At 38.4% G+C, this 23595-nt stretch carries 18 protein-coding genes, 1 tRNA gene and 1 pseudogene; 16 read left to right on the top strand and 4 right to left on the bottom strand.

Annotated elements, in window-relative coordinates; translation table 11 throughout:
- The first annotated feature begins 11 nt into the window (after positions 1–11).
- The 9 genes from ORH16_RS00735 (at position 12) to eis (ending at position 9181) form a co-directional block, all read left to right on the top strand.
- On the top strand, positions 12–2732 hold the full coding sequence (locus ORH16_RS00735) for a sigma 54-interacting transcriptional regulator (protein ID WP_265455333.1): 2721 nt from the start codon (positions 12–14) through the stop codon (positions 2730–2732).
- Positions 2733–2860: 128 nt separating this feature from the next.
- Positions 2861–3181: a PTS sugar transporter subunit IIB gene (locus ORH16_RS00730; RefSeq protein WP_265455331.1), complete on the top strand. Its 321-nt coding sequence runs from the start codon at positions 2861–2863 to the stop codon at positions 3179–3181.
- 21 nt (positions 3182–3202) lie between these two features.
- Positions 3203–3520: a PTS lactose/cellobiose transporter subunit IIA gene (locus ORH16_RS00725; RefSeq protein WP_265455330.1), complete on the top strand. Its 318-nt coding sequence runs from the start codon at positions 3203–3205 to the stop codon at positions 3518–3520.
- Positions 3521–3601: 81 nt separating this feature from the next.
- A complete protein-coding gene (locus tag ORH16_RS00720) occupies positions 3602–5041 on the top strand; it encodes a PTS sugar transporter subunit IIC (protein WP_265455328.1) in 1440 nt (479 codons plus the stop codon).
- 111 nt (positions 5042–5152) lie between these two features.
- Positions 5153–5374 carry a hypothetical protein gene (locus ORH16_RS00715; RefSeq protein ID WP_265455326.1) on the top strand — a complete coding sequence of 74 codons (222 nt, stop codon included), beginning with the start codon at positions 5153–5155 and terminating at the stop codon, positions 5372–5374.
- A 26-nt stretch (positions 5375–5400) separates the two neighbouring features.
- Positions 5401–5589, top strand: a complete 189-nt coding sequence (locus tag ORH16_RS00710) for a DUF3188 domain-containing protein (RefSeq protein WP_265455324.1) — start codon at positions 5401–5403, stop codon at positions 5587–5589.
- Entirely contained in the window at positions 5589–6002 is a 414-nt protein-coding gene (locus ORH16_RS00705; RefSeq protein WP_265455323.1) for a DUF3284 domain-containing protein, read from the top strand. Before ORH16_RS00710 ends, ORH16_RS00705 begins: the two co-directional genes overlap by 1 nt.
- 307 nt (positions 6003–6309) lie before the next feature.
- Entirely contained in the window at positions 6310–7680 is a 1371-nt protein-coding gene (locus ORH16_RS00700) for a glycoside hydrolase family 1 protein (RefSeq protein WP_265455321.1), read from the top strand.
- A 316-nt stretch (positions 7681–7996) separates the two neighbouring features.
- The gene (gene eis, locus ORH16_RS00695) at positions 7997–9181 is read left to right on the top strand and encodes a GNAT family N-acetyltransferase (RefSeq protein WP_265455319.1); all 1185 of its coding nucleotides are present in this window, start codon (positions 7997–7999) and stop codon (positions 9179–9181) included.
- A gap of 226 nt (positions 9182–9407) precedes the next feature.
- Here eis and ORH16_RS00690 read toward each other — a convergent pair whose 3' ends face one another.
- Positions 9408–9578 (bottom strand): hypothetical protein, encoded by a 171-nt coding sequence (locus ORH16_RS00690; protein ID WP_265455317.1) that lies wholly within the window; start codon positions 9576–9578, stop codon positions 9408–9410.
- A 133-nt stretch (positions 9579–9711) separates the two neighbouring features.
- Complete coding sequence (locus ORH16_RS00685) at positions 9712–10656, bottom strand: haloacid dehalogenase-like hydrolase (RefSeq protein WP_265455315.1); 945 nt, start codon at positions 10654–10656, stop codon at positions 9712–9714.
- 92 nt (positions 10657–10748) lie between these two features.
- On the opposite strand from ORH16_RS00685, the gene ORH16_RS00680 reads away from it, so the two are divergent.
- Positions 10749–10820: transfer RNA gene (locus ORH16_RS00680), tRNA-Arg, on the top strand.
- A 224-nt stretch (positions 10821–11044) separates the two neighbouring features.
- Entirely contained in the window at positions 11045–12364 is a 1320-nt protein-coding gene (locus ORH16_RS00675; protein ID WP_265455313.1) for a DUF2142 domain-containing protein, read from the top strand.
- Positions 12365–12412: 48 nt separating this feature from the next.
- On the opposite strand, the gene ORH16_RS00670 is transcribed toward ORH16_RS00675, so the two are convergent.
- Positions 12413–13648 carry an aminopeptidase gene (locus tag ORH16_RS00670; RefSeq protein ID WP_265455311.1) on the bottom strand — a complete coding sequence of 412 codons (1236 nt, stop codon included), beginning with the start codon at positions 13646–13648 and terminating at the stop codon, positions 12413–12415.
- 238 nt (positions 13649–13886) lie between these two features.
- Between ORH16_RS00670 and ORH16_RS00665 the strand changes: the two genes are divergently transcribed.
- From ORH16_RS00665 to ORH16_RS00650, 4 genes are all read left to right on the top strand, one after another.
- Positions 13887–14456 carry a TetR/AcrR family transcriptional regulator gene (locus ORH16_RS00665; protein ID WP_265455309.1) on the top strand — a complete coding sequence of 190 codons (570 nt, stop codon included), beginning with the start codon at positions 13887–13889 and terminating at the stop codon, positions 14454–14456.
- 390 nt (positions 14457–14846) lie between these two features.
- Entirely contained in the window at positions 14847–17336 is a 2490-nt protein-coding gene (locus tag ORH16_RS00660) for a glycosyl hydrolase family 95 catalytic domain-containing protein (protein ID WP_265455308.1), read from the top strand.
- A 649-nt stretch (positions 17337–17985) separates the two neighbouring features.
- Positions 17986–19425: a cellulase family glycosylhydrolase gene (locus tag ORH16_RS00655; protein WP_265455306.1), complete on the top strand. Its 1440-nt coding sequence runs from the start codon at positions 17986–17988 to the stop codon at positions 19423–19425.
- A 147-nt stretch (positions 19426–19572) separates the two neighbouring features.
- Positions 19573–20994, top strand: a complete 1422-nt coding sequence (locus tag ORH16_RS00650; protein WP_265455304.1) for an MFS transporter — start codon at positions 19573–19575, stop codon at positions 20992–20994.
- A gap of 167 nt (positions 20995–21161) precedes the next feature.
- On the opposite strand, the gene ORH16_RS00645 is transcribed toward ORH16_RS00650, so the two are convergent.
- On the bottom strand, positions 21162–22157 hold the full coding sequence (locus ORH16_RS00645) for an AraC family transcriptional regulator (protein WP_265455302.1): 996 nt from the start codon (positions 22155–22157) through the stop codon (positions 21162–21164).
- A gap of 150 nt (positions 22158–22307) precedes the next feature.
- Here ORH16_RS00645 and ORH16_RS00640 point away from each other — a divergent pair.
- Positions 22308–23590 (top strand): annotated as a pseudogene (locus ORH16_RS00640) (MFS transporter).
- Positions 23591–23595: the final 5 nt, after the last annotated feature.

Raw genomic sequence — 23595 nt, 5'->3', positions numbered from 1 at the left:
GGGGGGATTCGATGAAGTCACGAAAAGATGATATTCTAAAAGTCTTACAGGATAAACCAACCGGCTTGACAGCCACGGCTTTAGCCGACCTACTGCAGATTGACCGCAGCAGTGCCAGTCGTTATTTAAGCGATCTTTATAAAGAACATAAAATTACAAAATCCTCTGGCCGGCCAGTTGTCTATAGCAGTTTAAATTCAGAAACTCAGGTCCATGTCGATAATTCTGCTGAGATGACATTTACCAATTTAGTTGGAGAAAATGATTCATTAAAAGTCTCCATTCAACAGGCTAAAGCGGCGATTTTATATCCGCCGCGGGGGTTACATACGATTATTTTTGGCGAAACTGGCACTGGTAAGTCGATGTTTGCGGAATGTATGTATTCATTCGCCGTAGAATCAGGAACTTTGCCAGCAGATGCGCCCTTTATCTCCTTTAACTGTGCTGATTATGCCCAAAATCCGCAGCTTCTTTTCGGCCATATTTTTGGTATTCGCAAAGGTGCATATACCGGAGCGGGTGAGGATAGCCCCGGGTTAATGGCAGCAGCGGATGGTGGGATTTTATTTTTAGATGAGATTCATCGGCTGCCACCAGAAGGACAAGAAATGCTGTTTACCTTTATTGACAAGGGCATTTACCGACCTCTAGGGGAAAGCAGTCAAACATATGAAGCTTCTGTGCAAATTATTGGAGCGACGACTGAATCATCCGACAGTTTTTTGACAACCTTTAACCGCCGCATTCCAATGGCTATCACCCTCCCAAATTTAGCGAGTCGTTCTATTGATGAGCGCTACAGCATCATCACCCGCTTTATTAAACAGGAGGCTTTTCGACTGAATCAGCGGATTGTTGTTGAAAAAGATGCTGTCTTGGCCTTTATGCTCTATGATGCTGAGGGGAACATCGGTCAGGTTAAACGAGATTTGAAATTAGTCTGTGCCAAATCTTTTTTGCATTATCGAACACATGGTGAGCGGGATTTAACGATTCGTCAAAAAGATCTATCATTGCAGGTTCAAAAAGGCCTATTGAAAATTAAAGAGATTCCCGAAAGTGTCGAACGTTTCTTTGGGAATAAAAGCCAATACCTAACCTTTGAACCAGGGACTGCTGAAGTGGTCTGGTCTCAAGATCCTGAGCGAAACATGCAGGTCTATAATGATATTGAAGAAAAGTATTCATCACTAACGGAAGACGGCATTGAGACAGTTGACTTAGAGACGTTGATTGCCAAAGATGTTGATGCTTACTTTGAAACTTATGTAGAAGAATTGGCAAAGGCCAGCATCCATAAAGAATTAATTCCTGATAATATTTGGGCCTTGACCAATCAGCTCTATGACATTGCAGAAGAGCGTCTGAATCGTCATTATAATGAACAAACCCGTTTTGCTCTGGCCTTGCATCTACATAGCACCTTAGAGCGGATTAAAGATGGTCATATGATTGTCCATCCCGATTTAAATAATATCCGTAAAGACTACAATAATGAATTTAAAGTGGCAATTGACTTATCCAATTTAATTGAAGACAGCGAAGATATTGAGATTCCTTTTGATGAAATTGGTTTCTTAAGTATGTTTTTAGCAATTGATGTGGATGAAAAACAACCCTTCAAAGAAAATCCAGTGGCTGTGATTTTACTAATGCACGGCAGCACAACAGCTAGCAGTATGTTGGAGACAGCGCAGGATTTACTGGGCACCACCACCGGCAAGGCCTTTAATATGCCGCTAACGATGGAAGTCCAAAATATGTACAATCAGCTGAGTAAATACATTAAAAACAATCAGGAACATTTTTCCAATGGCATTTTGCTATTAACGGATATGGGGTCATTGAATTCTTTTGGCAGCCTAATTTTTGAAGAAACTGGCATTCCTACCAAGGCGATTTCAATGACTAGTACGATGATTGTGCTAGAAGCCTTGCGAATGGCGATTTCCGGTCGCAGCTTAGAAGACATGTATCAAAATATTCAAGTCTCCTTTGAAATGATGGTCCGAGAACAATTTCTTGAAGAAGAATTGGAGCCGAAGAAGAAAGCTGTTATTGTTACTTGCTTTACTGGTGAGGGTGTCGCGGCCAGACTGTATCAGCGCATCGAGCCGGTCATTGATACCAATCAAGTTGAATTGATTCAGATGCAGTTTATTGAAAAGCGGATGTTCCGCAAGCACATTGACGGTTTGCTGGATAAATACGAGATTAAGGCAATTGCTGGGACAGTGGATGTCGATTATCAAAATATTCCTTTCTTCTCCGCCTATGACATTTTTAATGATGATAAATTAGCGGTCTTAAAACGGATGGTCAGCGATGAAATTCCAACAGATAAAATTGTCCAGACCTTGAGTAAGGAATTGGATCAAGTTGAGATGCTACCGGCTTTAGTCAGAACCTTGCAGCTGAATTTGCAGCATGTTGAATCCGAGCTGCATGCCTTATTGGAGCCGGAAGTCACAGCGGGCATTATTATCCATATTGCTTTTATGATTAACAGTTTGAAAAAAGGACAATCATCCCGAAAATTTAAAGAATTGTCTAAATTTATTAAAGAGAATCGTTTGGAAATGGACCTGCTGAAAACTAGTTTATTACCAGTCGAAAAGAGTCATTCTGTGATTATTCCAGATGACGAGGTAGCGTTTATTGTCCAAATGATCCGCAATAATCAAATTAATCCCCATGACAACGCACATAAAATCTACAGTGTGCAGTAATTTGTTAGTGTGTGCACACAAAAACAAAAGGAGAATGCTTGTTATTCAAGCGTTCTCCTTTTGTTTTTTTTGGCACGCTTCTTGCTTTATATAAGAGTGTAAGAAATAAATTAGAGGGAGTGAATCGAATGGCAAAGAAAACGATTATGTTAGTTTGTTCAGCGGGGATGAGTACTAGTTTATTAGTCACAAAAATGCAGCAAGCAGCAGAATCTCGTGGGGTTGATGCTGAAATTTTTGCAGTTTCTGCATCAGAAGCCGACAACAATCTTGAGAACAAAAATGTTGATGTACTACTTTTGGGACCGCAAGTCCGCTTCATGAAAGCTCAATTTGAGCAAAAACTTGCGCCTAAAGGCATTCCATTGGATGTTATCAACATGGCAGATTACGGCATGATGAATGGCGAAAAAGTTTTAGATCAAGCTGAAACTTTAATGGCCAAGTAAATAGTTGGAGGAAATTTTCAAGTGGAAGATCAACAAAATTTAGAAGCAATCATGGGTTTAATTATGTACGGCGGCAACGCCAAAAGCGACGCAATGGAAGCTATTCAAGCAGCCAAAACCGGTGACTTTGAATTAGCCGACCAAAAAATTGCTGATGCAGAAGCTTCCTTAGTACAGGCCCATCATTCACAAACAAACATGCTAACTCAAGAAGCACAGGGCAATCACATGCAAGTAACTTTACTGACTGTTCATTCACAAGATCATTTGATGACAGCCATCGCTTTTACCGACTTAGCAAAAGAAATTATTGATTTATATCGTCGTCTCGACAAATAAGTGTTTTTGGTATTAAGTAAAATCTCATTTTTGGGGAGAGACTTTACTTTTTATAAATTTAATTAAATAGGAGGAAAAAACATGGATGCTTTAACTGCATGGATGGAACGTTACATCCTACCGATTGCTGCAAAGATTGGTGCACAAAAACATCTTGTTGCCTTACGGGATGCTTTTATTGGTACAATGCCAGCAACAATGGCGGGTTCCATTGCCGTAATGATCAACGCAATTATTCGTGATTTACCTACTCAGTTCAACCCGAGCTATGACGGTAATACTATTCCCGTCATCAAACAAATTATTGGAGTGAATGGTTTTGTTTGGAACGGGACCTTGGCAATTGCCGGGTTAATTTTTGCCTTTTCTTGGGGCTTTAACCTCGCCCGGGCCTATCGAGTAAATGATTTAGCTGGGGGGATTGTTTCACTAGCTGCCTTTATTCAAGGAATTGCTTTCGCACCAAATTTATCAGCTGACCTTGGCGTAAATGTGCCGAGCAATATTGCGGATGCTATCAATAATGCTGGGATTGGCGCAACTATTGCGGGTAGCAATCTGAGTGTTGGTCCATGGGGATATTTAAAGCTCGACCACTTAAACGCAAATGGTTACTTTACTATTATGATAATTGGGGCACTAGCGACGATTATTTATAGTAAATTGATGTTGGCAAACATTACGATTAAAATGCCAGAACAAGTGCCACCAGCTGTATCAACAGCTTTTGCAGCTATTTTGCCTGCGAGTATAGCTTTATATGTTGTTGCAATTATTAATTACGTAGTTGGTTTAGTAACAGATGGTCAACTACTGATTGATTTAATCCAGAAATACATTGCTGAGCCGTTCCTGGGACTGTCGCAAGGCTTTGGTGCCTTAGTATTAGTTCAGCTATTTATCCAAATCTTCTGGTTCTTCGGAATTCATGGTACCAACGTAATGGCACCAGTTTTGGAAGGTATTTGGGGACAAGCACAATTAATTAATATTAATATTTTCCAAGAAGGTTATAATGGAAAAACTGGTGCCGCTGCTGTTATTGACGCCATTCAAGACGGTAAAGCATATTACTGGGTACGTGGTTCATTTGATGCATACACTATGTTTGGTGGTTCTGGTGGTACAATTGTACTACTGATTGCAATTTTGTTATTTGCGAAACGGGCTGATTACTTGACTGTTGCGAAATTATCTATTGGGCCTGGTATCTTTAATATCAATGAACCAGTAATGTTTGGTTTACCAATCGTGTTAAATCCGATTATGTTCATTCCATTCATTGTTGCTCCACTTGTGACAACTGGTATTGGTTACTTTGCAACAATCATGGGTTGGGTGAATCCGGTGTCACAGGCGGTAGTCTGGGTAGTGCCACCAGTTCTTCTCTCCTTCTTAGCAACAGGAGCTGACTGGCGTGCACCAATAGTCACGATTGTCTGTATGATCGTAGCTTTCTTAATCTTCACACCATTCGTTATTGCTGCGAATAAAATCGATCCAGGTTTAGGAGAAGATTAATTATTGATTGAGACTGCTAACGCTTCTGCACGAGGGGGAAGCAGTCTCAATTTTTAGTTTATATTTTAACCGTTTTGTGAGATGATAAAATAAAAAAGAGGAGTGTATCGAATGATTTCAATTGCAAGTGCGATGCAACAGGATGAAATTATTGAGTTGCTTGAGGCATATAATGAAGCAGATGTGAGTTTTACATACAAAGAAAAACAAGGCATTAAATTATTTTTTACAACTACAGCAACCGATTTAGATGCAGCAGCTAAAGCAGTTAAGGCTTTAATCAAAGCACAACCTTGGGGCTCAGTCTTATACTTTCAAGTGACACCAGCTTAGTCGGACAAAGGAAGGAAGTGTTCGAAATGTTAAAAAATGGACTGTTTTTATGTAGCATTGGTTTTTTAATCATTGTTTATGCAATGAATCCAATGACTGCTAGCTATGATTTTTTAAGCCTCACTACTGGAATTACTTTAGTGTGTGTTGGTGGTTATTTTTACTTCAAAGGTAAAAAAAAGGAAGAGAAGAAAACCAAGGAGGCTAAAAAATAATGGAAGTCAAACGACAAATGAAGATACCTGCAGATATTTTTTATAAAAAAATTATTGATTCAGTGTTGTATGATATTCATTCAGTTACTGGGAAGATTGTGAACGAAAAGCAGTTAAAAGATTTTGAATACGTTAAAAAATTTTCCCGCAACATTAGCGCAAAAATTAAAATTGAGGAAGCTGAAACAAATTCTATTTATCGCTTTCGGACATCTACTACTAAGAACGATTTTGTTACAGAATATACGATTATCCCAGTAAATGATGAAACTTGTCAGCTAGTTTATAAAGAATCCATGGTCTCCTATGGTTTATTTCAACGTCTAAATGACCTTTTAATAGGCTCACTAATGACCTTTTTTAAGAAACGTCATTTTAAAAAGATGTTGCAAATGATGGAAGAATCTTATTAGAGAATCTATTGATAGCAGCTATGGAAATTAGCAATTGTATGCCAGTAAATATTTTTTGCAATGTATATCTTTATTTAGTTAATCATTATAAGAAAAGTCCAGCTTTGAATTGGTGGTGATTCCTTTGTAGCTTTAATAAGACCGTCGTAACGGTACTGAAAAAGCCAAATGAAGCCACTTTTTTATTTGATTCATTCCACAAAGTAGTAGGTTGAAGAGTATATACGACTGATTCGCTAAATTAATTAGTTAATTTTCAAACTATTAAAGCAACTGAGTATTCTTAACTATTAGAGGAGGAACAGAAATGAAAAAATTTCCAGATAATTTTTTATGGGGCGCAGCCGCATCTGCGCCACAAACTGAGGGGCATGGCTCGACAGATGGAAAAAGTCCGACAACGTGGGATAAATGGTTTGAAATGGCTCCCGAAAAATTCTTTAATCAAATAGGTCCAGAGGATACCTCAGATGTTTACGATTTGTATCAAGAAGATGTTAATCGAATGAAAGAAATCGGAATGAATTCTTATCGAACATCTATTTCATGGGCTCGGTTATTGCCCGATGGAGAAACTCTGAACCCAGAGGCAGTAGATTTTTATCGAAGTTACTTTCAATGCCTTTTAGATAATGGAATTGAGCCTATCATGAATCTGTTCCATTTTGATATGCCTTGGTGGTTGATGAAAAAAGGTGGCTGGGAAACTCGTGAATCTGTAAGTGCTTTTGGCTTTTATGCAAAAACAGTTTTTGAAGAGTTTGGCGATTTAGTTCATCGCTGGTCAACTTTTAATGAGCCATTAGTTCACATTGAAGCTGCTTATTTGCAGGAGTTTCACTATCCTGCTATTCATGATATAAAAAAAGCTGTTCAAGTTGGTTATCATACTCTATTGGCGCATTTTGAAGCGGTTAAGGCATTTCGTGAGTCTGGAAAAATTGGTGAAATTGGAATTATTTTGAATGTCACTCCAGCTTATGCAAGAAGTAACAGCGATGAAGACTTACAAGCAAAAGAATATGCCGATTTGATTGCAATTAAAAGTTTTATTGATCCTTGTGTTCTAGGAGAGATACCTAGCAAGCTAATTGACCTGACTAAAGCAGCTGGATTGACACCACAAACTCAAGAAGGGGACAAAGCTCTAATAAAAGAATATCCTGTTGACTTTCTTGGACTAAATTACTATCAACCGATGCGGGTTCAGGCCCCAAGTAATCCAAATTATCCAATCACTTCACTCGAAGATTTATTCGAACCATATATTTGGCCAGAACGTCGAATGAATCCTTATCGAGGATGGGAAATTTATCCCAAAGCATTATACGACATGGCTATGTTAATCAAAAATGAATATCGAAACATTCCATGGTATGTATCAGAAAACGGCATGGGTGTCGAAGGTGAAGAGAAATTTATTAAAGACGGTATGGTACAAGATGACTATCGAATCGAATTTATGGAGGAACATTTGGCTGAATTACACAGAGGAATTACTGAAGGAAGTAATTGCTTTGGCTACCATACATGGACTTTTGTCGATTGTTGGTCATGGTTAAATGCCTATAAAAATCGTTATGGATTTTATCGAGTAGATTTAGAAAATAATTTTGCTCGTTCTTTAAAAAAGAGTGGGTTGTGGTTTAAGGAACTGACAGAAAATAATGGCTTTTAAGTTTTTATGGGAGCATTAATACAATTGAATGCCATTTTAAACAGGCTCGACTAATCTTCAAGTAGAGAGACTATAACATTAGTGAATACAGAAATTTTACCGAGCCTTACTTGTTAAAAGGCAAGCAGACGGCAAGCATGCACGCTTACTTGACACCAGAAGTAAGCAGTGCCTAGTTATTTATTCGGAAAAATTTCTGTTTAACAGCTATTGTTATTGTCTCTTTTTTATGGTGGATTCTTCTCGTTGTGCTTTATGGTAAAATAATAAGGAATTTAATTGTCAGAGGAATAGAAAAACTTTTACGAGGTGACTTATGGAAACTACAGGTTTGATTGAAAATCGTAACCGAGAAATGTTTGAGCTGGGGAAATATGCGTTTCGTTCAACAGATACACCGGAAATTCGGCAGCGTTTTGATTGCCTAGTAGAGCATTCATGGAATTACGGACATTTGGTCGATGATGTTTTGGCCAGTCAGTTGCAAGCGACACCTTTTGACATCTGGATTGGCCCTAAATTGTTCAAAATGGCCGGTATCGGTACAGTGTCCTCTTATCCAGAGTATCGTGGTCAGGGAGGCATTAACAAATTAATGGAAAAAATGCTAAATGACTTGAATCAAGCGGGGGTGGCTTTAACTTATTTAGCGCCATTTTCCTATCCCTTTTATCGTCGTTACGGCTACGAGTATTTGTTTGAAAAAACAATTTACGAGATTGCCGGTTCAGATTGGCCGAAAGCAAATCCTCAAGTGGGCACAGTTAAGCGACTGAGTTTTCAAGAGGCTCAGCCTAATATCAAAAGCGTTTATGAAGCAGTTATGGAAAATCAAGTGGGCCCAGTAAAAAGAGCAGACTGGTGGTATCAATATAAATTTGAGATGCACCATCATAGTCAATATGCGGTTTATTTTGATGAAGAGGGCTTAGCTAAAGGCTATCTAGCTTACCGTTTTGATGAAGGCCAATTCACAATTGTTGAGTGGGAATATCTGACGGCAGCGGCTTTTTGGAGCTTGGCTAACTATTGTGGCAGTCATCGCGATTCTTTTGGAAAATTTCATTATGAAACTGGAAAAAGTGAAAGCAATTTGAATTATCTTTTTGCTAAACCAGCGTTGGAGGTTTCTGTTCGACCAGAAATGATGGGCAGAATTGTCAACGTGGCAAATTTCTTAGAAGAATATTCTTTCTTAGCGGCGGCAACAAACTTAAATTTTATTCTGGAGCTGACTGAAGATCGCTATGCCTCTTGGAATACCGGTAAATATCAAATCACGATTTCAGCTAATGGGGACTGCCAGATTGTTTCTGACAATCTGCAGGCTGAACTCAGCACTTTAATCTGTGATATTCAAGCTTTGACACAATTGATGCTAGGTTTTCGTTCTGGTGAGGAGCTAAAATTTTTCGAGAAAATTCAAGCTCCCGAAGATTTATTAACGGACTTGGGTCAACGAATTTTGCCACAAAAACCAATTTTGGAGGATTATTTTTAAGCATGTGCTCTTTTAGAAGGGGATAGTTTTATGCTTGAAAAAAAATTAGCATTTACTAAATGTAAAAACAAAATCTAAAATCTCTATTACAAAACAGGAAAATCAATGGGAATATTCTATTTTTTCTTTTGCCTAGCATTTTCTGAGAAAATGAAAAACGTCGACTGCTGTTAAAGCAAATCGACGTTTTTTTGATTGGAACTATTTAGTTTTAAAAGAAAGCAAATCACTCAAAAAGTCGAGCTGATTTGGTTAATTTATACCGAATTTTAGTTTTGGGACGTTGATTTTCAGGATCTTCGTGGAAATTTTTGAGAGCGGCCTTGATAACTAACTCGCGACTGACTTTTGACTGATGGAAACGTTTAGCGTAGATTTCTTCTGACGTTTTTTTCATCTTCGATCACTCCTAATTTCAGTTACCTCACTCGTGATGAAGGAGCAAGACTGTTCAAATTTTTTTGGTCCTTAAAAACATGATAGCAACTGAAGAGTTAGATTAAAAGTTTTTTGCCTATTCTTAAAGAATTTTAACGATTTACTGAACGGCCGATACGGTTAATTGTATGGCGCAATCCGCGGATAGCAATCGACATTTCATAAATATTTTCTGGTAAAGTCATTCCGCCAAAACCGGCATCTCCGATGTGTTGGATATCCACGCCACAAGTTTTATTGACAATCGCCATCTGACGAATGGTTTCCGGACGGGCACTTTCCTGACTAGTTCCGATGGCTGTCATCGTTAACAAGTCGTAGCTTTTCGCAATTTCAACAGCTTCAATTAAGTGTTTTTCAGTAAAACCTTGAATTGTTCCGACAGCCGGTAATAATAAAATATCTGCACCTGCTTTAGCGTAAGCTTCAACGGCTTCTGGTGTCACAACAGGTTCACTAGAGCCAGCCGAATGCATTTTACCGGCGATGATTAAACCGCTGAAATGTTGTTTAGCAACCTTAACGGCATCTGCAATCGCTGCATTGGTCACACCGGTTCCAGGATTGCCAGTAAAACAAATGAAATCAACACCCATTTCCTCAGCTTTTTGGATTGTTTCTGGTGAGCTAGTTCGACCAGAGCTAATTGAAATTCGTTCACTTAGCATGTCATCTGAAAAAGCAATTGGTTCAAGATTGATTCCAATTGGTCGGCCCGTTAATTTTTTCAAAGTAGGAATCGGATTTTCAACTTCTACTTCTGGATTCATCAATTGTGCAAAAGAATCTTCAACAGTAGTGCCAGGCATTCCAAAAACAATCGGACGGAAACAATCAAAAGCGTTTAGCAAAATTAAATCGGCTCCATAAGCGCTAACCACTTCTGCATTAGTAATATCGCCAGCTGCCGGTGAAGCCAAGACCACATTTTCCACCGCAATTGTCCGGCCTTCACTAGCTTTAATTGATTGTTTCAACTCAGCTGCTGTCATGTTAGCGATTTCGCTAGAAAATGCGCTAATTAATCTTTTTACCATTTTAAAACCTCCAAAATTTTAATTACTATATCATTATAACCTTAAAAGCGTTTGACATAAACATTTTGCAAAGATAAAATAGTAAAGTATTTGTCCCCTTAGTTAAATGGATATAACAAGTCCCTCCTAAGGATTAGTTGCTGGTTCGATTCCGGCAGGGGACGTCATAAAAAGAGACTGTAGCATAAGTCAAAGTAGATTTGATTTTCCGAAACTTTAGCAACAATCGCTGTCCAAAATAGTTTATATGGGTCTGTAATCGCAGGGAGAGCAGAGACATACCAACTTTTTTGTCATACTATTTAGCGTTAGTGAAAGCAAGGTGGTTCAGATGGTCAATCTATAAAAGCTTTTATGTTGTAGTCTTTTCTTATTTTTGAGGGATGGTGTGAGTGTGGGAATAAATCAAAGAAAACCGGCGATAACTTTTTTTGTGATCATGTTTGTTTTTGGACTGCTGTCGATTTTTGTGACGTTTCCATTATCTAATGGAGACGAAGGATTCCATCTTAGCGTTGTTTACAATATGTTTAGTGCCAATCATCCTGAGGCGATGTCAGAAGAAGCTCTTAGGGAAATTGAAATGGTGGCGACCTCGCTACCGAAAAATATCGATTTAGGTCAGCTATTTAGTCAAAAAATCACGGCAATCAGTGCTGATGGTGTGGCGTTGAATATTTTAACGGACAGTAATTTAATTAGTCGAATTGATATTGCCCATCTGCCGGCTGCGCTAGGCGCGTTAATCGGCCGTTTTATCTATCCGAGCATTGGCTGGATTTTGGTCTTTTCCCGGCTGACAAATCTGCTGTTCTTTTTAATTAGTTTTTATTTTATTATCAAAGCCAGCAAGGTAGGCCAATGGTCATTGATAATGCTTTTTACGGTACCTTTTATTCAAAAATTGGCTAGTCCCAGCTATGATGTTTTTTGTTATGTTGTGGTGTCATTTTTTATTATGATGATTTTCAACTTACAGCAGAAACTGAAATTTGCAGAGTATACCAAGAGAGAGTGGCTTGGCTTAACAACTTCGCTGATTTTATTGTTCTTTTTAAAAAATAATTATCTTTTTGCTTTACCATTGCTTTTAGCGCTACCAAGTCTCCATCAGCCAGTTCTTAATTGGTTCAAAAAGTTAAAAAAGCACCAGCGCAGCTTATTGGTCATTTCTGGGGTTTTATTGATTGGGATATTTCTGATAGTTTTACATTGGCAAATTAATTTAGTGGAATTGGCTAAGGTTTTTTTCACAAATTATTTAAATGTTGAAACCATGGGGAGGAGAGCCAGACAGCTTTGGCAGGTGACACCATTAATTTTACCCAATTTATTGAATATACTGTGGCTACTTTGCTTATTTTTAGTATTATTGACAGGGAAAAAAAGGCGCTGGTTTGGAGCTAGCCAAACTATTTCTATTGGTGTTTTTCTATTGAATTGGCTTGGGATTTTTGCAGGATTCTATTTACTTTTAAACAAGCAGCCGTTTGATGACTTATCTGGTCGTTATATAAGTCCTTTTCTAATTCTATTTCTACCGCTGTTGCAAAACTTCGGGACTAAATATGAGCTGCAACTTCCAGAAAAAGTTGTTAAACGCATTAGCCTAAGTAGTACGATTATTATTTTAGTGCTTTATTTAATTATTTGTTATTACCGTGGCTTTGTGTGGGGAGTAACGCCAACCTGGACAAATTTAGGATAAAAAATAGCAGCATCCTGATATATGGGAATCAGGATGCTGCCTTTTTATTTACGCCCAATCACCATTTCTAAACACAGGGACTCTTGTGCCATCGGCTTTGATGCCGTCAATGTTCATCTGTGAGGAACCAATCATAAAGTCGACGTGGGTGTGGCTGCGGTTTAAACCGGCAGCAATCAATTCTTCTTCTGACATTTCGGTGCCGCCTTCAATACTAAAGGCGTAGGCTGAACCTAATGCTAAATGATTTGAAGCATTTTCATCAAATAAAGTATTGTAGAAAGTGATGCCAGATTGAGAAATTGGTGAAGGGTCAGGCACTAAAGCGACTTCGCCTAAATGTTTGGCACCTTCGTCAATTGCCAATAATTTTGCTAAAACTTCTTGCCCTTGTTCGGCTGAAAAATCAACAACTTTGCCATCTTTAAATGTAAATTTCATCCCTAAAAGGGTAGTGCCAGCATAACTTAATGGCTTAGTGCTGGAGACAACACCATCAACTCGATTTGCATCGGGAGCGGTAAAGACTTCTTCAGTTGGCATATTGGCCATAAATTTTTCGCCGCGGGCATTGAAGCTACCGGCGCCTTCCCAAAGATGATTTTTTGGCAAGCCAACAATCAAATCTGTTCCTGGAGCAGTATAATGCAGGGCAGTAAATTGTTCTTTGTTTAACTCAGCAGCCTTTGAGGCTAACTTGGCATCATGATCCTTCCACGCTTGAACAGGATTCGCTTGATCGATGCGGGTCGTTTTAAAAATTTCTGACCACAAGGCTTCAACTTGTTCTTTTGAAGAGCTTAAATCTGGAAAGACCTTTGCTGCCCATTCTTTACCAGCAGCAGCTACAACTGTCCAGCTGACTTTATTGGCTTGAGTTGCTTTTCTGAGGTTCGCCATGGCTTTTCCGGCTGCTGCTTGATATGTAGCGACACGGTCAGCATCGACACCGGCCAATGAATCGGGATTTGCTGAGACAATACTGATGCGGCTGGCACCTTTGGCAACCCAATCATCTGAGCGATCAACCACATACTGCGGAATATTTTCCAGGCGGTCGTCGTCAGCATTGGCTAAAAATTCTTTTTGGATAAAATCATCGTTCCATTGGACAATGACTTCAGCGGCTCCTAATTTGTAGGCGTGTTCGGTAATCAAACGGACTAACGGCGCTTGATCGACACTGGCTTGCACCACAATCGTATGTCCTTTTTCAACATTTACACCGACTTCGGTAATTAGCTGAGCATATTTTTTTAACTCTGTTTGAAATTCACTTGACATCAGGAAATCCCCCTTATTTTTAATTACATGAAATATGATAGCATTTGCAAATCTTAAAAACAATTATTACCACTGGAAACATTTGTTTTGATAACTTATTGAAGGTTTAATTAAATTACATGGTCATAATTGAATGCTTATCTAAAAAGAGTTTTGCACTTTAATTAAAACGTGGTAAAATGTAAATATAACAGAGATTGAAAACGTTGTTACCGACGCCAGACAGGGAGGAATCATCATGGCCCGCAAGAAAACAATAACAAAAGAACAAATTTTAAAAGCTGCATACGAAGTTGTCGCAACCGAAGGATTCTCACGTTTTACCGCCAGAAATATTGCTGCTAAGATGGGCTGTTCGACTCAACCAATCTATTTGGAATTCAAAAACATGAACGACCTGAAGGAAGCATTATTGGACCAGCTTTATGCCTATTTGGCAGATGAAGTTTTTATGGTGGAACACACTCGTCAGCCGCTAATTGATTTAGCGCTGAATTACATCCATTTTGCCGAACGGGAAAAGCAACTTTACCGGGCGCTTTACTTGGAGGAATCAGGTTTTGGCAATAAAATGCAGGAATTTTCTAATAGTCTTTTTGCTGAGCTGGCCTCAAAGGATTCCAATTATGAAAATCTTTCTCCAGAGCAGATTCAGTCTCTTAATATGGGCTGTTGGGTAGTTGCTACCGGAATCGCCTCGTTGATGTCTTCGGCGATTATCAAACCGACTGATGAGCAAATTATCAGTTTGATGCAGCTGACAATTGATAATATCTTAAAAGATGATGTGCGAATTGATTTAGATTAGGTCTGCTCTAAAAAAATTTTAGGCATTAATTTAAGTAGTAAATCGTCTTTTCGTTAGATAGTATGAATTACAGTAAGCATGAAAATACTATCCTTTGGATGATAACTTTTAATAAAACACCTTGTTTGAGGGATAGGTTTGTTTCTTTACCACCTATCTGTTAGACAAATATTTCAACAGTACTGAATGGCAAATATTTGTTATTTCAGTGCTGTTTTTTTTTTTGAAACACAATCCTATTTGAAGAGTTAAAAAAGGAAAAAATCCAGCTCATTTTATGAAGTGATTGACAGAAGAAATCACTATTTTTAAAGGATGAGTTGCAAAGCCACTGCAAATCCATTTTTATTATTCATTTTAGACTGAGTTTATTTTCTAAGGAGTTAGCCCATGAAAACAAAAGTGGTAATACAACGGCAACCTTTAAATCCCCTGATTTTGTGGTACACCGAACCTGCCTCAAAAGGCAAGACAATTTTATCCCCTGGAGCTTTTCATACGACTGAAGAAGACAATTTGTGGCAGCAATTCACTTTGCCAATCGGCAACAGTAGCATGGGGGCTAATATTTACGGAGAGATTAGCCAAGAGCGGCTGTCCTTCAATCAGGAAACTTTATGGAATGGTGGTCCCAGTACGAGGCGCCCTGACTATAATGGTGGCAATAAGCCGATTGCAGAAAATGGGAAAAAAATGTCAGCGGTTTATCAAAAAGTTATTGAGCTGTTTCAAGCAAATCAAGATGAGCAAGCGGCTGAGTTGGCTCAGAAATTAGTTGGTGAGTCAAACGGCTATGGCGCTTATCAGTCGTGGGGAAATATTTACGTTGATTTTCTAATGGACGAATCACAGGCGGAAAATTATCTTCGCTCATTGGATTTAACCAAAGGACTAGCAACAGTTTCTTTTGATTATCAGGGTGGGAGTTTTTCAAGAGAATATCTAGCTAGTTACCCCGATAATGTCATTGCCCTTTACTACACAGCCAAAAATGAAAAATTAAATTTTGATATAGGCTTTCCGATTCATAATGAAAAAGAGGTTCTTGAGGGAAACTTAGGCAAGGAAGTTACAACTAAAATTGTAGAAAAAAACATTACTGTCAGCGGAAGTCTGCAGGATAATCAACTACTTTTAAACAGCCAATTGCAAATTGGTGAGACTGATGGGGAAATTTTTACAAATAATGGAGAAACACTGGCTGTCAGAGAGGCAACTTTCGTGACGATTTTTGTCACGGCTAGTACGGATTACCAAAATAGCTATCCCAACTATCGTACTGGAGAAAACAGTCGACAGCTTAACGAGCGGGTTTCAAAAATTTTAACAGCAGCCGTTAAAAAAGGTTATCAAAAAATTAAAGAAAATCACTTAGCAGATTATCAGCAGTTATTTAATCGAGTTCAATTAAAGCTGGGGCAGATAGCTGCTCCTGTGCCAACCGATCGGCTGCTAAATAAATATAATGAAGGACTTGCCACGGATGCTGAAGCAAGACAGCTGGAAGTGTTACTTTATCAATACGGTCGTTATCTAGCCATCGCCTCTTCTAGAAAAGGCGGTTTACCAGCGAATTTGCAAGGAGTGTGGCAAAATCGGGTGGGGGACGCTGAACGTGTGCCGTGGGGTGCTGATTTTCATATGAATGTCAATTTGCAAATGAACTATTGGCCAACATACAATGGAAATTTAGTTGAAACGGCGTATCCATTGATTGATTATCTGAATTCTTTGGTGGCTCCGGGCAAAGCTTCAGCAGAAATTTATTTTGGCGTTACTAGCGGGTTTACTGCCCACACCCAAAATACGCCATTTGGCTTTACAGCTCCCGGCTGGTCCTTTGATTGGGGTTGGTCACCGGCGGCGGTGCCGTGGATTTTGCAAAATGTCTGGGAGTATTACGAATACACACTGGATGCTGAATTTCTGAGAGAGCAGATTTATCCATTGTTAAGAGAATCTGTGGCTTTGTATGAGCAGCTGTTAATCAAAGATCCAAAAACTGGACGCTTAGAGACTGAACCGACATTTTCACCAGAGCATGGACCGATTACGGCAGGAAATACTTACGAACAGTCGCTAATCTGGCAGCTTTTTCAAGCAATTATCACGGCAGCAAAAATACTTGGTCAAGACACGGAAAAAATTAGCAGTTGGCAAAAAACGCAAGCACAGCTGAGACCAATTGAAATTGGTCAAGATGGACAAATTAAGGAATGGTACAACGAAACAACTTTGGGAAGTCTTGGCGAGAAAAATCACCGCCATCTTTCACATTTATTGGGATTATTTCCGGGGAATTTAATTTCAATTGAGACACCAGAGTTGTTGAAAGCAGCGATTATTTCATTAAATGATCGGGGGGATGAAAGTACCGGCTGGGGTATGGGGCAGCGGATTAATGCTTGGGCCCGCGTCGGAGATGGTAATCGAGGGCACCAGCTGATTAAAAAATTATTTAAAGATGGGCTTTATCCAAATTTGTGGGATGCGCATCCGCCCTTTCAAATTGATGGCAACTTTGGGTATACAGCTGGTGTGACAGAAATGTTGATGCAAAGCAATCTAGGATTTATTCAATTGTTACCGGCATTGCCGGATATTTGGTCGGATGGTTTCGTAAAGGGGTTACTAGCTCGGGGAAATATTGAAATCAGTTTGACTTGGCAGGAAAAAGCTCTGATCGAAGCAACTGTGAAACCAAATATCAAGCAAGTGGTGAAGCTGCGCTATCCTGATTTAGCAACTGCTAATGTTTACGATGATAAAAATCAGCAACTTTCTTATCAAATTATTGATCAGGATACAATTTCTTTTGAAGGAACAGCGGGGCATAGTTACCGAGTATTATTAAAGTCAGCGGCTGCTTTACAAGATTAATTTAAAAAGTATTGTGCAGTTGTGAAGCGGGTCGTTAGCAGGCATTGATGCAAATTTGTTACTGATTTAATTCTGCTAGTTCATCTAGTTAGATGAACTAGCAAAAGCTTTTACTTTTACCAAACCTTTGGAATCTCTCTTCTTGTGACGATAATTCTATCGGGATAAGAAGGGTTTTTTTAGCTCAAGCCCAATAATCAACGAGTAGCGCTTCCTTATTTGTCTAGAGTAAGAATAATCCTTCTCAATGCAAGTGAAACTTCTGAGTGATTTTGTTGAAACTAGTAGTTAGTTGAAAAGTACTAGAAATCTGTGAGTTTTTTATTGATCAAAAATAATAATTAGCGAAATAAAAAGGCAGTGAAATGCTTTAAAACAAAAAATAAAATCAGTCAGATAAAAATCTTTTTTATTCAAAATAGTAATATGTATCACAGTATTTTCTCGTTCTGTTATTTATTTTTTGTATTAAAGAAAATAAAGTAAATAATGTTCCTCGTTTTAATAAAAAAACTGCGATTAGTCATGTAATTTTTTCGAAAAATATGCTAATATTTTTGTATAGTATTTTTTTAATAAAGTTATGTATTTACCATGAGATTGAAAGCGTTATCTATCGAATTATTTTTCTTAAAGGAAGAGGGACACTATGGAAAAAATTAGAATCAAAGGTCAGAAATTTCTAACGGAGAGTGGGAAAGAAGTTATTTTTAATGGCTTAAACCTAGTTGAAAAAAATCGTGAGCTGGGACACATTACGCCTGGCGGTGAAGCATTATTTCAACAATTACGGAATAATGGGATTAATTTAATTCGCTTGGGTCTGTTTTGGAAGGCCGTTGAACCAAAGCCAAATGAATTTGATTTAGTGTATTTGGAAAAGCTAAAAGAGCAGGTGCGTTGGGCTAAGAATGCTGGCATTTATGTCTTTATTGATATGCATCAAGATTTGTATAGTGAAAAATTTGGCGACGGTGCGCCGCTGTGGGCGACGTTAGATGATGGCCTTCCCCATATGGATGGCCAATTATGGAGTGACACGTATCAACTGAGTGAAGGATTGAATCGGGCCATCGATCATTTTTGGGAAAATGCACCGGCCGCTGACGGCATCGGCCTACAAGATCACTATACTGAGATGTGGAAAGTTGTTGCCAATTTCTTTAAGGATGAAGAAAATGTCATCGGCTTTGATTTGATGAATGAGCCTTATCCAGGTTCTTCAGGAACGCAGGTGCGGGACCAGCTAATTGGCTTGTTTATGCATCGTTTCCAATTATCGCCGGAGGAATTGATGGCCAAATGGCTGGATGATGCTGCCAAACAAGAATTGTTGGGCACTCTAGCTGACTTAGATATTTACAAACAAGCACTGGGTTTATTGACACCGATTGTGCAGGAGTTTGAAAAAAATATTTTGCAACCCTTCTTTGATAAATTGGAGACGGCTTTACTGCCGCTGATTGATGGTAAATTAATTTTCTTAGAGACCAGTTTCTTTAATAATATCGGTATCCCCAGTGCTTTAACCTTTAAAGACAATCAGCAGGAGGTTTTTGCGCCCCATGCCTATGACTTGGTTGTCGATACCACTCATTTTGAAAATTACAGTACCGAGCGCATTGAAAATACTTTGATGGTTCATCGTGAAGTCCAAAAAGAACAAAATGTTCCGGTGGTTTTAGGAGAGTGGGGGGCATATTTCCAAGATCCGGAAACTCAGCGTATCAGTCAAATTCATATTCAATACTTGGAAAACTATCTCTGGGGCCATACTTATTGGAGTTATTATGATGGGTATTTTGAAAGTCCAACGGCGGCCGTCTTAAACCGGCCATATCCACAAATGGTTGCTGGCGCAATTGAGAGTTATCACTATGATTATCAAAACCAAAAATTCACTCTGCACTACCAAGCGACCACAGGCGAAAGTACTATTTACCTGCCAGATTTAAGCAAAGTTAATTTAGAATTATTTGCAGAAATGGGCTTAAATACTGAGTTGCAGGCTCATGACAACAGCGCTGGCGGTAGCTTATTGATTACGGCTTCAGAGAATGAATTAGTTGAACTAGAGCTAAATTTATAAATGTTGAAATAAGAGTTTTTAAAGCAAAATTTATTTAAAAGGGCATAGTGTAAAGCTTTGCCCTTTTAAGTAAAGCCTTCATTATGTTAGCTTTCTTCAAAACTCTTTTTTGTGTCTGACACCAAATGTCACTTGGAGGAAATGAGCATGAAGTCAAAACTGAATCTCCTACAAATTTTAAAGGAATCCTTTGCGTTTAAGAGCAGTGGACTTTCCTTTTGGAAAAAATTTCAGCTTTCTTTACCAGCGCCGATTTTATCTGTCAGCCAAGTTATCATTCATCAAGTTTTTATTAAATACTACACAGATGTGATTGGTCTAAGTGCTGCGTGGGTGGGCTGGGTTTATGTGCTTTATAATATTTGGAATGCTATCAACGATCCGCTAATTGGTTCTTGGCTCGATCATAAGCCATATAATCCTAAGCGAGGCAAATATGCTTACATCATGAAGGTGACTGTGCCTTTTATGATGCTGGCGACTTTTTTGATGGCTTTAAGCAGTCCATCGTGGAGTCAATGGACCATTTTTATTGTCTTCAGCATTGAGTTATTCTTTTTCGACACTGCTTCGACGGCTTATGGGATTGCTTATACTTCCTATACGCAATTAGCTGCCCCTTCAAAAGAAGAACGTTTGGATATCGGAACAATCGGAAATTATTTGACCTATGCGTTATCTTTTATGGCAACGATGATTCCAACATTATTACTAATTGGTGATGGCAATCGGGCTTTATTTATTCCAATATTAATGGGTGTCTTAGTAGTGCAGACAATTATTTTTGTTTTAGCGCTGCGGGGGTTAAAAGATACTCCGGAAATGTATGCCAATCTCCACCATGACAAAAGTAGCGTGAAAAAAACAGTGGCGGAGGCTTGGAAAATTATCAAGACGCGACCGTTTTTGACAACGGTACTTTACGGTGTGATTGCGATGAGTGCTTTTCGTTATTATTCAACGGCCTATCTGTACTATATGGATTCGGTTATTCAAGCGACCGGTTCTCAAGCGACCATTATCAACTTCGTTACCCATCTGATTGCGCTGGGAATTATGCCCGTCAGTAATTATTCAGTCAAAAATCTCGGCACACGAATCAATGTTTTCATCGGAATGCTGCCGGCTACTTTGGGGTATTTAGGTTTGACTTTTGCGACGGAATTGTGGCAGGTATCAATTGCCTTTGGTTTAGTGGTTATTTGCACGATTCACTTTGCCACATCAACGGCTATTATGAATAGTTTGATTATCGATGAAGATGAGTGGCGCACCGGTATCAGAAAAACGGGCTTATTCAATGGGATGTTTACTTTGTTCGGCACAGCCCTCAGCAGTGTGTTTATGATTATGTACACAAATGTTATGGCAGCCACCGGTTACGACGGCACTTTAGCCGTTCAATCAGCAGAAGCAGTTCGCGGCCTGCGCTTTGCCACCGGAATACTGCCATTGATTTGTATTTGGCTGGGTATCATCCCGATGATTTTATATCCCTTTAATCGCAAAAGAGAACAAGAAATTTCGGCTGAAAGCCGCCGTATGCGGGGGCTGGATGCTAATGATTAACAAGTTTGATTTGAAAAAATCAGATAGTTGCTTTTGATTTAGTTAGGAGAGAGTAGCTTATTGTGCTGCTCTAAAGGAGAAATCTATTATTCCTTTGTTAAATAAAATAGAAAAAATATTGGACAAGCAATTGCTAAAAATTGCTTGTCTTTTTTGCTTGTTTTTTACTAGTAAGATTTAACTTCAATTTTATTTTTTTTAAAGTGATGATGCTGAAATTCTTTTGGCGTGATGCCCATCTTGTTTTTAAATAATTTGAAAAGAGAGGGGATACTTTTATAACCAAGTTTTTCAGAGATCTCGCTAATTGTTAAGTCGCCCTCTGACAATAACTTTTGAGCTACGGCTAATCTTTTCGTGTCTAGTAATTCCTGAAAACTACTACCAGTTTTTTCCTTAATTAAATTACTTAAATAGTTTTTATTATAACCAAATTTTTTAGATAAATCCGTTAACGAGGTGTCAGTGTAATGTTCATTTAGATAATTTAGAATCTGGTAAAGTTGATTCTTTTTTGCAGGGAAAAGTTTGTTTGTGTAAACATTTTCTGCCTCAGTCAGCTCCATTAAAAATGAAGCCAGTAAGAAATTAAGAGTTCCATGATTTGGATTTTTGTCTTTCAAATATTTTTCAATCAGGATATCTAAAATTTTCTTTGCAATGGGCAGGTCATTTAAATCGAAAACCATAAAACTATTATGGGTGCTGTTTTGTTGGCTGGCTTCAATAAAGAACAGACTAATCAAACTGTCTCGCATTCCCAAGTTATCCAGAACATCATTCGTTAAAGTAGCAGAATTTAATAGAATATTTACAATCAAATCTTCCTCACCAACAGTGTCAATTTGCTGAATTATATTTTTGTCCATCAAAATTACCTGTCCAGATGCTAATGAGACTTCCTCACCATTTACAATTTGGTGACAAGTGCCTTGGTAGACATAATTAAATTCCACAAAGCTATGGGTATGTGCCGGAGTATAGGAGTAGCGGTGATGTTTATTGATAAAAATATTGTCCTTTTTAAAAAAGTCCTCATTGGGAATTTCTGGAACAATCGAGCGGGAATAATCTAGATTCATTTCATTGATATTTTTCCCAGTTTGTCTTTGTAAGATTTCAACCGCATCTTCTTTTTCTAATAACAGCTTCAATTCTTCCATCTTTTTATCTCCATCGAAGTAGTTCACTTATTTTCATTTATTTTTAAGAATAACCTGTAGATTTGATATTATTTTACTAAACTTTTGAAATTGTCGCAAATGATGAAAACGGTTAATATAAGGTCAACAAAGAAAGAAGGGGTTCACGAAATGGAAAACTCAACAAAGCTTTATAAAAAATATGCACCACTATCAACTGCTGCTGGGATAGGTTCCATGCTGGGATCAGGAGTTATTGTTGGCTTATCTGCCACAATTCCCGTTTGGCAAAGAGGTCTTGATTTGTCAGCTGGCCAGGTTGGTATTATTTCTGGAGTCTTAACTTTTGCTATTGCTTTTGGTTCGTTATTTGCTGGTAAAATTTCTAAAATGTTTGGTTTATTCAAATCATTTAATTGGTTAAATCTTTTTTACGCCATTGGTGCAGGCTGTTGTGTCTTTTCGAACAGTTTTACTATGTTACTTATCGGAGTAACGGTGATGGGGATTGCATCAGGAGCCGATTTGCCGATTAGTTTAACAGTTGTTTCCCATGATGCGCCAAATGAACAAGTGTCTGCACGGTTAGTTTCTTCAACCCAGATTTTCTGGCAGGTTGGGATTTTTATTTCATATATTTGTTCATTTTTATTGTCTGGAATTGAAGGCGTTTTAGGAGCTCGGATTGTTTTTGCAATATTGACAGTTTTTTCTCCCATCACTTGGATTTGGCGGACAACCTCAAAAAAATTCAAAGCTTTTCATGAAGAAGGTATCCTGCGCCAAGCAAAAATGTAACTAAAGACAGTCCGAAACAATCGGTTAAAGAAGTTCTGTTCAGTAAAAGCAATCGCTATCTTGGATTTTTCTTTGCTATCTTAATTTTTTATGTCTGTTGGAATCTATTAGCTAATACTTGGGGACAATTTCAAACATACGCTTTAACAAACGCTGGGGCAACTCAGACTCAGGCGACTGGGTTAGGAATTTTACTAAATGTCATTTCTTTAATTACGACAATTATCTTTGCCTCAGTGTCTGGTGGCAAGTATCGAAATAAAGCTTTCTTTATCGGAGCAGCGGTTCAATTTTTAGCGATGCTGGGAATGGCTCTAATTGGTGGCAGTGCTGGATTTATCGCCTTAGCAATTACAATTGCCTTTTATAATTTTGGCAATCCAATGGCTGGTGAAGCCATTTATAAAGTTTGGACACAAGAATCTTTTCCAACAGAAACAAGGGCTTCATTACAAGGTTTTATTAATGGATTTTCTCGGATTTGCTGTGGGTTATTTGCCTTTATTACCCCCTATCTAGTAGCACCAGAAAATATTCAATATTCAATGTTTGGCTTTGCGGCTATTGTGTTAATAGCAGCCATAGCGGGTGGAATTATGATGGTTTTACAGCGTAAAAATAAAATAGCGACAACACATTTAGCAGAAGAATTGTAGAGGTG

This window comes from Enterococcus sp. HY326 (assembly GCF_026157065.1).
GTDB lineage: Bacteria > Bacillota > Bacilli > Lactobacillales > Enterococcaceae > HY326.
The sequence above is the reverse complement of the archived record's forward strand: the minus strand, read 5'-3'. Positions and strand labels throughout refer to the sequence as shown.

Coding starts and splice junctions, on each gene's coding strand:
- eis (WP_265455319.1), top strand. CDS start 7,997: ATGGAAACTACAGGTTTGATTGAAAATCGTAACCGAGAAATGTTTGAG.
- ORH16_RS00715 (WP_265455326.1), top strand. CDS start 5,153: ATGATTTCAATTGCAAGTGCGATGCAACAGGATGAAATTATTGAGTTG.
- ORH16_RS00735 (WP_265455333.1), top strand. CDS start 12: ATGAAGTCACGAAAAGATGATATTCTAAAAGTCTTACAGGATAAACCA.
- ORH16_RS00700 (WP_265455321.1), top strand. CDS start 6,310: ATGAAAAAATTTCCAGATAATTTTTTATGGGGCGCAGCCGCATCTGCG.
- ORH16_RS00705 (WP_265455323.1), top strand. CDS start 5,589: ATGGAAGTCAAACGACAAATGAAGATACCTGCAGATATTTTTTATAAA.
- ORH16_RS00720 (WP_265455328.1), top strand. CDS start 3,602: ATGGATGCTTTAACTGCATGGATGGAACGTTACATCCTACCGATTGCT.
- ORH16_RS00710 (WP_265455324.1), top strand. CDS start 5,401: ATGTTAAAAAATGGACTGTTTTTATGTAGCATTGGTTTTTTAATCATT.
- ORH16_RS00670 (WP_265455311.1), bottom strand. CDS start 13,648: ATGTCAAGTGAATTTCAAACAGAGTTAAAAAAATATGCTCAGCTAATT.
- ORH16_RS00730 (WP_265455331.1), top strand. CDS start 2,861: ATGGCAAAGAAAACGATTATGTTAGTTTGTTCAGCGGGGATGAGTACT.
- ORH16_RS00685 (WP_265455315.1), bottom strand. CDS start 10,656: ATGGTAAAAAGATTAATTAGCGCATTTTCTAGCGAAATCGCTAACATG.
- ORH16_RS00660 (WP_265455308.1), top strand. CDS start 14,847: ATGAAAACAAAAGTGGTAATACAACGGCAACCTTTAAATCCCCTGATT.
- ORH16_RS00650 (WP_265455304.1), top strand. CDS start 19,573: ATGAAGTCAAAACTGAATCTCCTACAAATTTTAAAGGAATCCTTTGCG.
- ORH16_RS00645 (WP_265455302.1), bottom strand. CDS start 22,157: ATGGAAGAATTGAAGCTGTTATTAGAAAAAGAAGATGCGGTTGAAATC.
- ORH16_RS00690 (WP_265455317.1), bottom strand. CDS start 9,578: ATGAAAAAAACGTCAGAAGAAATCTACGCTAAACGTTTCCATCAGTCA.
- ORH16_RS00665 (WP_265455309.1), top strand. CDS start 13,887: ATGGCCCGCAAGAAAACAATAACAAAAGAACAAATTTTAAAAGCTGCA.
- ORH16_RS00655 (WP_265455306.1), top strand. CDS start 17,986: ATGGAAAAAATTAGAATCAAAGGTCAGAAATTTCTAACGGAGAGTGGG.